The 2,906-nt window shown below is 34.5% G+C and carries 1 protein-coding gene; it reads left to right on the plus strand.

Features of this window, described 5'->3' with window-relative positions; translation table 11 throughout:
- The coding region (locus tag EII29_RS11125) for a hemagglutinin repeat-containing protein (RefSeq protein WP_148096425.1) at positions 1 to 2,906 on the plus strand (2,906 nt) is incomplete at both ends.

Consider the following 2,906-nt stretch of genomic DNA (forward strand, 5'->3'; position numbering starts at 1 on the left):
ACAAAACAGATAAGAGATACAAAGACAATACGTCATGGAGGAAGAAACGACTATGAAAAGAAAATACCTTACGGTCCTGTAAGAACAGTACAGGTAGAAGAATTAAGACATTGGGATACATTAAATAAGACAAAGACAGTGTCAGGAATAATAGGTGAAGGAAAAGATACAATACTGGATTCAGCAAGAGATTTAATACTTGAAAGCAGTAACTTAAGAGCAAAAAACGATATAGTATTGAATGCGAAAAAATATATTCTCATGCTTTCAAGCGTAAATACGGAATATAAATATAAAACACAAACAAATACAAGCAAAAAATGGTATGGAAAAAAGAAAGTAACGACAAGCACATGGATAGAAGATAATGTATATGCAAACCCCGTAGAAATAACAAATGAGGGAAATGTATTAATAAATTACAAGGGGATAGGAAAATCAGCAGAAAACAGAGGAGTATTTGCTCAAGGAGTGAATTTTAATACAAAAGGTCAGATAATAGGAGTGTCAGACGGGAATATTTATATACAGGGAACAAAAGACAAACTGAACAGCATATACGATTCTCAGACAACAAAAAGCTGGGCAGGAATAAAATACAGAAGAAAGAGTGACTATATAAGTGACAGTAAAGAAAAATATAAACATAGCCAGTTATACGGAGAAGCAGGAATAAAAATAGACTCTGAAGGTAAGCTTAAAATAGAGGGAGTGGATGTGCAGACATCAGGCTCTGTATTTTTAAGAGGAAAAATGGGAGTAGAAGTATTGCCCGGAAATGAAATAAGTAGAAGATATGAAGAACATAAGGATAAAGGATTAAAAATCAGTGCAAACAGAGACGGGATATTTGCAGGTGTAGAAAAAAATAAGAATAAAACAGCAGTAAATACGGTAAGAAGTATCGGAAGCATAATAAATTCTAAAGGAGGAAGTGTAAAAATAGAAGGTGACAGTATAATATCCATAGGAAGTAAGATAGGAGCGGCAGGGGATATTACACTGGATGGTAAACACGGAATAGTATTAAAAGACGGAGCAAATTTTGCAAGTATAAGAGAACAGAATGAGAAGATAAGGGCAGGAATATTTGCAAATGCTAACGGAAAGAACTTAAGTGCTTCGGCAGGACTGGAAGCTGCATATTCCAAAGAAAATATGGGAAAAACATTAATAACACCTGAAAGAAATGTACTTGTAACGAATAAGGACATATATATAAAATCAGGAGAAGGTAATATATTATTACAAGGAGATATAGGAGCTAAAGGAAACATATCCGTAGAAGCAAAGAAAGGAAAAATATACATAAAAGATTCTCAAAGTGAAATAATGACAGATAATGAAAATGTGAAAGCAAGAATAGCTTTGGCATTTAATTTAAATCTCGGAGGAATAAAGGATACATTCAAGTCCTTTAAGGACGGCTATAAGGCATTGAAAGAAGTACCTAATATAGGAAGAGTTGGAAGCTTCATAAAAGATATAGTAAAAGGCAGAAGTCTTCTTGAGAGCCTTGAGGGTAGAGAAAAGACTATAAATGCAATGAGTACTTTGTTTAACGGACCGAGTTCAGGAGGAGTGTCAGCAGGAATAGGAGTGAACGTAAGTATAAGCAATGCAAAGAATGCGAGTGAATATTTACAACACATAACAACAAATATAAGAGCGGGACAAGATATATTATTAAAGAGTAAAGAGCTTGAAACTGAGGGAGGTTTTGTAAGAGCAGAAAAAGATTTGACAATAGAAGCGGAAAAAGTGAAACTGGCAGCTTCAGAAGATACCTATAAGATGAAAGGGAAGAATATAGGAGCGAATTTTGGAGTGGTAATTTATGGAGCGGGGGGTTATTCCGCAGGAATAAATTACGGAGAAATGAAGTCGGAAGGTAGATTGTATAATAACAGTCATATACAGGCAGGAAACAAAGTGAATGTAAAAGCTGAAGATATGAAAATAAATGGAGGAAGAGTAGAAGGAAAACATGCAGTTGTAGATGTAAAGAACCTTTTGATAGAAAGTGTACAGGATAAGGAAAAATTAAAACAGATAGGAGTGAGTGCAGGTTACAGTAAACAGTACGGTACATCTGATAACAGAAATAATGTCAATGCAGGTTTATCATATGCTAAGAAAGACAAACTATGGGTAAAAGAACAGAGCGGCATAATAGGAACGGAAAGTGCAGATGTGAATGTAAAAGGCAAACTAACTCTAATAGGTTCCATAATAGCAAACATAAATGAAAAAGGAGAAGACGGAGGTAATTTAAAACTGTCATATGGAGAAATAGAAACAAGAGATTTGGATGATTATGACAAGATGTTGAATTTAGATGGAAATATAAGTTTAAATCAGAGGTCAAAAGGAGATAACACAAAATTAGTATTGGACAAGAATAACGGTGTAAGAGAAGTACCTAACAGAGTAGACGAAGAATACGGAGTAGGAGTGGAAGGATATGACAGAAGACGAATAACGAGGTCTACAATAGGTAAAGGAACAGTATTGGGCAGTGTATCGGAAAGTATAAACAGGGACATAAAAAAATCACAGGAACTAACGAAGGGAGTTGAAGTAAAAAGGACGGAATTCAGATTTAAGAGTGAGCCTAACAGCTGGGGAGACTTTAATAAGATAATGTCAAGCAATGCAGGAGCAATAGGGAACTTTTTAGATGATGTGAATGAAAGACTTATAGGTAAGGAAAGAACCAATCATGAAGGAGAATTTAGAGATAGTGTACATACAGCAATAGCCAAAGCGGAAGGTAAATTGATAAAAATAAATAATTACACAGGTTCATTGTTACCGATAGGAGACCATCATGGAGGTTTATTGGAACAAATAGTAAGAACAATAAGAAAAGATAAAGCTCCAATAATAGAAATATCAATACAAAA

The organism is Leptotrichia sp. OH3620_COT-345, from assembly GCF_003932895.1.
In the GTDB taxonomy this organism is placed as follows: domain Bacteria; phylum Fusobacteriota; class Fusobacteriia; order Fusobacteriales; family Leptotrichiaceae; genus Pseudoleptotrichia.